The organism is Streptococcus sp. 27098_8_74 (assembly GCF_041431705.1).
Classification (GTDB): domain Bacteria; phylum Bacillota; class Bacilli; order Lactobacillales; family Streptococcaceae; genus Streptococcus; species Streptococcus salivarius_E.
On the sequence record NZ_JAPVYF010000048.1, the window covers coordinates 1 to 6,827 of the forward strand.

Consider the following 6,827-nt stretch of genomic DNA (forward strand, 5'->3'; position numbering starts at 1 on the left):
CCGGTAACACCGACAGCAACTCCAGCTGAAACAAAAGATATCCAAGGTGCTACTCAAACTGGTAAACCTGAATTCAAGGGTGGAACAGTAACCGTTGATGGTGTTGAGAAAACAGTAGCTATCAATGAAGATGTTCCAGCGACATTTGACGATGGTTCAACGACTAAGACAGTTGACGGAGTTGGTACTTACACAGTAGCAGCTGACGGTACGGTGACGTTTGTTCCTGAGAAATCATTTGTCGGAACTGCACCGGCTGTAACGGTTGTTCGTGAAGACAAGAACGGAACCAAAGCCTCTGCGACTTACACCCCAACAGTAACACCAGTTACACCAACAGCAGAAGATACAACATCAACAGGTAAACAAGGTCAAACCCAAACAGGTAAGCCTGAATTTACTGAAGGTGATAGCCGTGTGCCAATGAACGATGACGTTCCAGCAACCTTCGACGATGGTTCAACTACCAAGACAGTTGATGGAGTTGGTACTTACACAGTAGCAGCCGACGGAACTGTAACTTTTGTTCCTGAGAAATCATTCACAGGTAAAGCGCCGGCCGTAACGGTTGTTCGTGAAGATAAGAACGGAACCAAAGCTTCTGCGACTTACACACCAACTGTGACACCAGTAACTCCAACAGCAACACCAGCTGAATCTACGGGACCTCAAGGTTTGGTTCAAACTGGAACAGTAACCTTCACAGAAGGTGATGAAGTAGCGCCAATTAACAAGGATTCAATTACCCTTCTTGATGAAAATGGTCAGCCAGCAGCATCAGTAGAAGCGAAATCACCAGCAGGTGACGTGATCGGTACCTTCACTGTTGATAAAGAAACAGGTGTTGTGACCTTCACACCAACAGATAAATCTTATTCAGGTGATGTTGTCCCAGTTAAGGTTCAAGCAGCTGATACAAATGGTACAACAGTAGAAACAACTTACACACCTAAGATTACTCCAGTCGTTCCAACTTCTGAAGATGCAACATCGACAGATATCCAAGGTGCCACTCAAACAGGTAAACCAACCTTTACTGAAGGCGATCCAAATGTTCCAATCGATGAGGATACTCCAGCGACCTTTGAAGATGGCTCAACCACTAAGACAGTGGATGGCGAAGGAACATACACCGTTTCTCCAGATGGTACAGTAACTTTCGTACCAGAAAAATCATTTACTGGAGTAGGAACAGGCGTAACTGTGAAACGTGTGGATAAGAACGGAACTGAAATCACAGCTAAGTACACCCCAACAGTAACTCCTGTAACACCGACAGCAACACCAGTTGAAACTACAGATATCCAAGGTGCTACACAAACAGGTAAGCCAGTATTTACAGAAGGCGATAGCCGTGTGCCAATGAACGATGATGTTCCAGCAACATTTGACGATGGTTCAACGACTAAGACTGTAGACGGTGTTGGTACTTACACAGTAGCAGCAGACGGAACTGTTACCTTCGTTCCAGAAAAATCATTCGTCGGAACAGCGCCAGCCGTAACGGTTGTTCGTGAAGATAAGAACGGAACCAAAGCCTCTGCAACTTATACACCAACTGTGACTCCAGTCACACCGACTGCAGAAGATACAACATCTACTGACAAACAAGGTCAAACACAAACAGGTACACCAACCTTCACACCAGGTAATCCAAATGTACCAATGGATGATGATACACCTGCAACATTTGAAGATGGCTCAACTACGAAGACGGTTCCAGGTGAAGGAACTTACACAGTTGCTCCAGACGGAACAGTGACATTTGTTCCAGAAAAATCATTCACTGGAGAAGGTACAGGCGTAACGGTTAAACGTGTCGATAAGAATGGTACTCCAGTTACTGCTAAGTACACACCAACTGTGACTCCAGTAACCCCAACAGCAACTCCTGCTGAATCTGAAGCACCTCAAGGTGTGGTTCAAACTGGAACAGTAACCTTCACGGAAGGTGACCCAGTTGCACCAATTGATAAAGATACCATTACTCTTCTTGATGAAAATGGTCAACCAGTAGCATCAGTAGAAGCGAAATCACCAGCAGGTGATGTAATTGGTACCTTCACCGTTGATAAAGAGACAGGTGTGGTTACTTTCACACCAACGGATAAATCTTATTCAGGTGATGTTGTCCCAGTTAAGGTTCAAGCAGCTGATACAAATGGTACAACAGTAGAAACAACTTACACACCGAAGATCACTCCAGTTGTCCCAACTGCTGAACCTGCAACATCTACAGACATCCAAGGTCAAACGCAAACAGGTACACCAAGCTTTACACCTGGTAACTCTGCAATCCCAATGGATGATGATGTACCAGCAACCTTTGAAGATGGCTCAACAACTAAAGTTATTCCAGGAGAAGGTACTTACACTGTAGCTCCTGATGGCACAGTAACCTTTGTCCCAGAAAAATCATTCACAGGAGAAGGTACAGGTGTAACTGTGAAACGTGTGGATAAGAACGGAACTGAAATCACAGCGAAGTACACACCAACAGTAACTCCTGTAACACCGACAGCGACACCAGTTGAAACAACAGGTAAACAAGGTCAAACTCAAACAGGTAAGCCTGAATTTACTGAAGGCGACAGCCGTGTGCCAATGAATGACGATGTTCCAGCTACTTTCGACGATGGTTCAACGACTAAGATAGTTGATGGAGTTGGTACCTACACAGTAGCAGCTGACGGAACAGTAACCTTTGTTCCTGAGAAATCATTCACAGGTAAAGCGCCGGCCGTAACGGTTGTTCGTGAAGATAAGAACGGAACCAAAGCTTCTGCAACTTACACCCCAACAGTAACACCGGTGACTCCAACTGCTACACCAGCAGAATCAACTGGTCCTCAAGGTCTTGTTCAAACTGGAATAGTAACCTTTACTGAAGGTGATGAAGTCGCACCAATTAACAAGGATTCAATTACCCTTCTTGATGAAACTGGTCAGCCAGCATCATCAGTAGATGCGAAATCACCAGCAGGTGACGTGATCGGTACCTTCACTGTTGATAAAGAAACAGGTGTTGTGACCTTCACACCAACAGATAAATCTTATTCAGGTGATGTTGTCCCAGTTAAGGTTCAAGCAGCTGATACAAATGGTACAACAGTAGAAACAACTTACACACCTAAGATTACTCCAGTCGTTCCAACTTCTGAAGATGCAACAACGACAGATATCCAAGGTGCTACACAAACTGGTAAACCTGTATTTACTGAAGGCGATAGCCGTGTGCCAATGAACGATGATGTTCCAGCAACATTTGACGATGGCTCAACGACTAAGACTGTAGACGGTGTTGGTACTTACACAGTAGCAGCAGATGGAACAGTAACCTTCGTACCAGAAAAATCATTCGTCGGTACTGCACCAGCTGTAACAGTGGTTCGTGAAGATAAGAACGGAACAAAAGCTTCTGCAACTTACACCCCAACAGTAACACCAGTTACACCAACTGCAGAAGATACAACATCTACTGACAAACAAGGTCAAACGCAAACAGGTACACCAACCTTCACACCAGGTAATCCAAATGTTCCAATGGATGATGATACACCTGCAACATTTGAAGATGGCTCAACTACGAAGACCGTTCCTGGTGAAGGAACTTACACAGTTGCTCCAGACGGAACCGTAACATTTGTTCCAGAAAAATCATTCACTGGAGAAGGTACAGGCGTAACGGTTAAACGTGTCGATAAGAACGGTACTCCAGTTACTGCTAAGTACACACCAACTGTGACACCAGTAACTCCAACAGCAACTCCAGCTGAATCAGAAGCACCTCAAGGTTTGGTTCAAACTGGAACAGTAACCTTCACTGAAGGTGACCCAGTTGCACCAATTGATAAGGATACCATTACTCTTCTTGATGAAACTGGTCAGCCAGCAGCATCAGTAGAAGCGAAATCACCAGCAGGTGACGTGATTGGTACCTTCACCGTTGATAAAGAAACAGGTGTTGTGACCTTCACCCCAACGGATAAATCTTATTCAGGTGATGTTGTTCCAGTGAAAGTTCAAGCTACGGATACTAATGGTACAACAGTAGAAACAACTTACACACCTAAGATTACTCCAGTCGTTCCAACTTCTGAAGATGCTACATCAACAGATATCCAAGGTCAAACACAATCTGGTACACCAAGCTTTACACCTGGTAACCCTGCAATCCCAATGGATGATGATGTACCAGCAACCTTTGAAGATGGCTCAACTACGAAGACAATTCCAGGAGAAGGAACTTACACAGTCGCTCCGAACGGAACTGTAACCTTCGTACCAGAAAAATCATTTACAGGAGAAGGTACAGGCGTAACGGTTAAGCGTGTTGATAAGAACGGTACTCCAGTTACAGCAAAATATACACCAACAGTAACCCCAGTTACACCAACTGCTGAACCAACAACATCAACAGGTAAACAAGGTCAAACCCAAACAGGTAAGCCTGAATATACTGAAGGTGATAGTCGTGTACCAATGAATGACGATGTTCCAGCAACATTTGAAGATGGTTCAACTACCAAGACTGTTGATGGTGTTGGTACATACACAGTAGCAGCAGACGGAACAGTAACCTTTGTTCCTGAGAAATCATTCACGGGTAAAGCGCCGGCCGTAACGGTTGTTCGTGAAGATAAGAACGGAACTAAGGCTTCTGCGACTTACACACCAACTGTGACTCCAGTAACTCCAACAGCAACTCCTGCTGAATCTGAAGCACCTCAAGGCGTGGTTCAAACTGGAACAGTAACCTTCACTGAAGGTGACCCAGTTGCACCAATTGATAAGGATACCATTACTCTTCTTGATGAAAATGGCCAACCAGCAGCGGCAGTGTTTGCGAAATCACCAGCGGGCGATATTATTGGTACCTTCACAGTTGATAAAGAGACAGGTGTTGTAACCTTCACACCAACAGACAAATCTTATTCAGGTGATGTTGTTCCAGTTAAGGTTCAAGCAGCTGATACAAATGGAACAACTGTAGACACAACTTACACACCTAAGATTACTCCAGTCGTTCCAACTTCTGAAGATGCTACATCTACAGATATCCAAGGTGCTACACAAACTGGTAAGCCAACCTTCACCGAAGGTGACAGCCGTGTACCAATGAACAATGACGTTCCAGCTACCTTCGAAGATGGTTCAACCACTAAGACAGTAGAAGGCGTTGGTACATACACAGTAGCAGCAGACGGAACAGTAACTTTCGTTCCAGAAAAATCATTCACTGGAACTGCTACAGGCGTAACCGTGAAACGTGTTGATAAGAATGGAACTGAAATTACAGCGAAGTACACACCAACAGTAACTCCAGTAACTCCAACAGCGGAACCAGCAACATCAACAGATATTCAAGGTGCAACTCAAACCGGTAAGCCAACCTTCACCGAAGGTGACAGCCGTGTACCAATGAATGACGATGTTCCAGCAACATTTGATGATGGTTCAACGACTAAGACAGTTGATGGTGTTGGTACATACACAGTAGTAGCAGACGGAACCGTAACCTTTGTTCCAGAAAAATCATTCGTAGGAACAGCACCAGCTGTAACAGTGGTTCGTGAAGATAAGAACGGAACCAAAGCCTCTGCAACCTACACGCCAACAGTAACTCCAGTTACACCAACTTCAGAGCCAGCAACATCAACAGATATCCAAGGTCAAACACAAACAGGTAAACCAAGCTTCACTCCTGGTAACCCAAGTGTCCCAATGGATGATGATGTACCTGCTACCTTTGAAGACGGCTCAACAACTAAAGTTATTCCAGGTGAAGGAACTTACACAGTTGCTCCAGATGGAACAGTAACCTTTGTCCCAGAAAAATCATTCACAGGAACAGGTACAGGCGTAACCGTGAAACGTGTTGATAAGAACGGTACAGCCATTACAGCAACCTACACGCCAACCGTAACACCAGTAACACCAACTGCAGAATCAGTTACTTCAATTGGTAATAAAGGTCAAACGCAAACAGGTAAGCCAAGCTTCACTGAAGGCGATAGCCGTGTACCAATGAATAACCAAGTACCAGCTACCTTTGAAGATGGCTCAACAACTAAGACTATTGCAGGTGTAGGAACTTACACAGTAGCTGCAGATGGCACTGTAACATTCACACCAGAAACTGAATTTACAGGAACTGCCCCAGCAGTTACAGTGGTTCGTGAAGATGTTAACGGAACTAAGGCTTCAGCAACCTACACACCAACTGTCCTTCCAATCACTAAGTTTGTTGATAAAGAAGGTAAGGAAATCCCAGGATATCCTACAGTTGATGGTGAACAGCCAAAAGTTGAAATTCCAGGTTACCGCTTCGTAGAAACTAAGAAATTACCTAATGGTGATATCGAACATGTCTACGAGCAAGTAACGACGTCATACGTTGATGAAAATGGTACGCCAATCCCTGGTTATCCAACTGAAGATGGCCAACAACCTAAGAAAGAAATCCCAGGTTATGAATTTGTGAAGACAATTGTAGATGAAAATGGTAATACTCAACACATCTACAAACAAATTGTGACTCCAACACCAGTGCCGGATAAAACTCCGACACCAGAGCCACAGCCAGCTCCACAAACAGAAGAGCCTAAGGCTCCAGTACTTCCAGAAACAAAAGAAGAAGCTCACTTTATCAATCCAAGTGATAAGACAGCTCAACTTCCAGAAACTGGTAGTGAGGATTCAAACCTTGCAATCTTTGGTTTGGCAAGTCTTCTAGCTGGATTTGGACTCTATGGCGCAAAACGACGCAAACGTTAAAATGATGTAACGGTCGGATAGGACCTTAAGAATCCAGATTCCAATTAAAA

1 protein-coding gene is annotated in these 6,827 nt (G+C 44.4%); it reads left to right on the forward strand.

Features of this window, described 5'->3' with window-relative positions:
- The coding region (locus tag O3670_RS10660; RefSeq protein ID WP_371596147.1) for an LPXTG cell wall anchor domain-containing protein at positions 1 to 6,777 on the forward strand (6,777 nt) is incomplete at its 5' end.
- Positions 6,778 to 6,827: the final 50 nt, after the last annotated feature.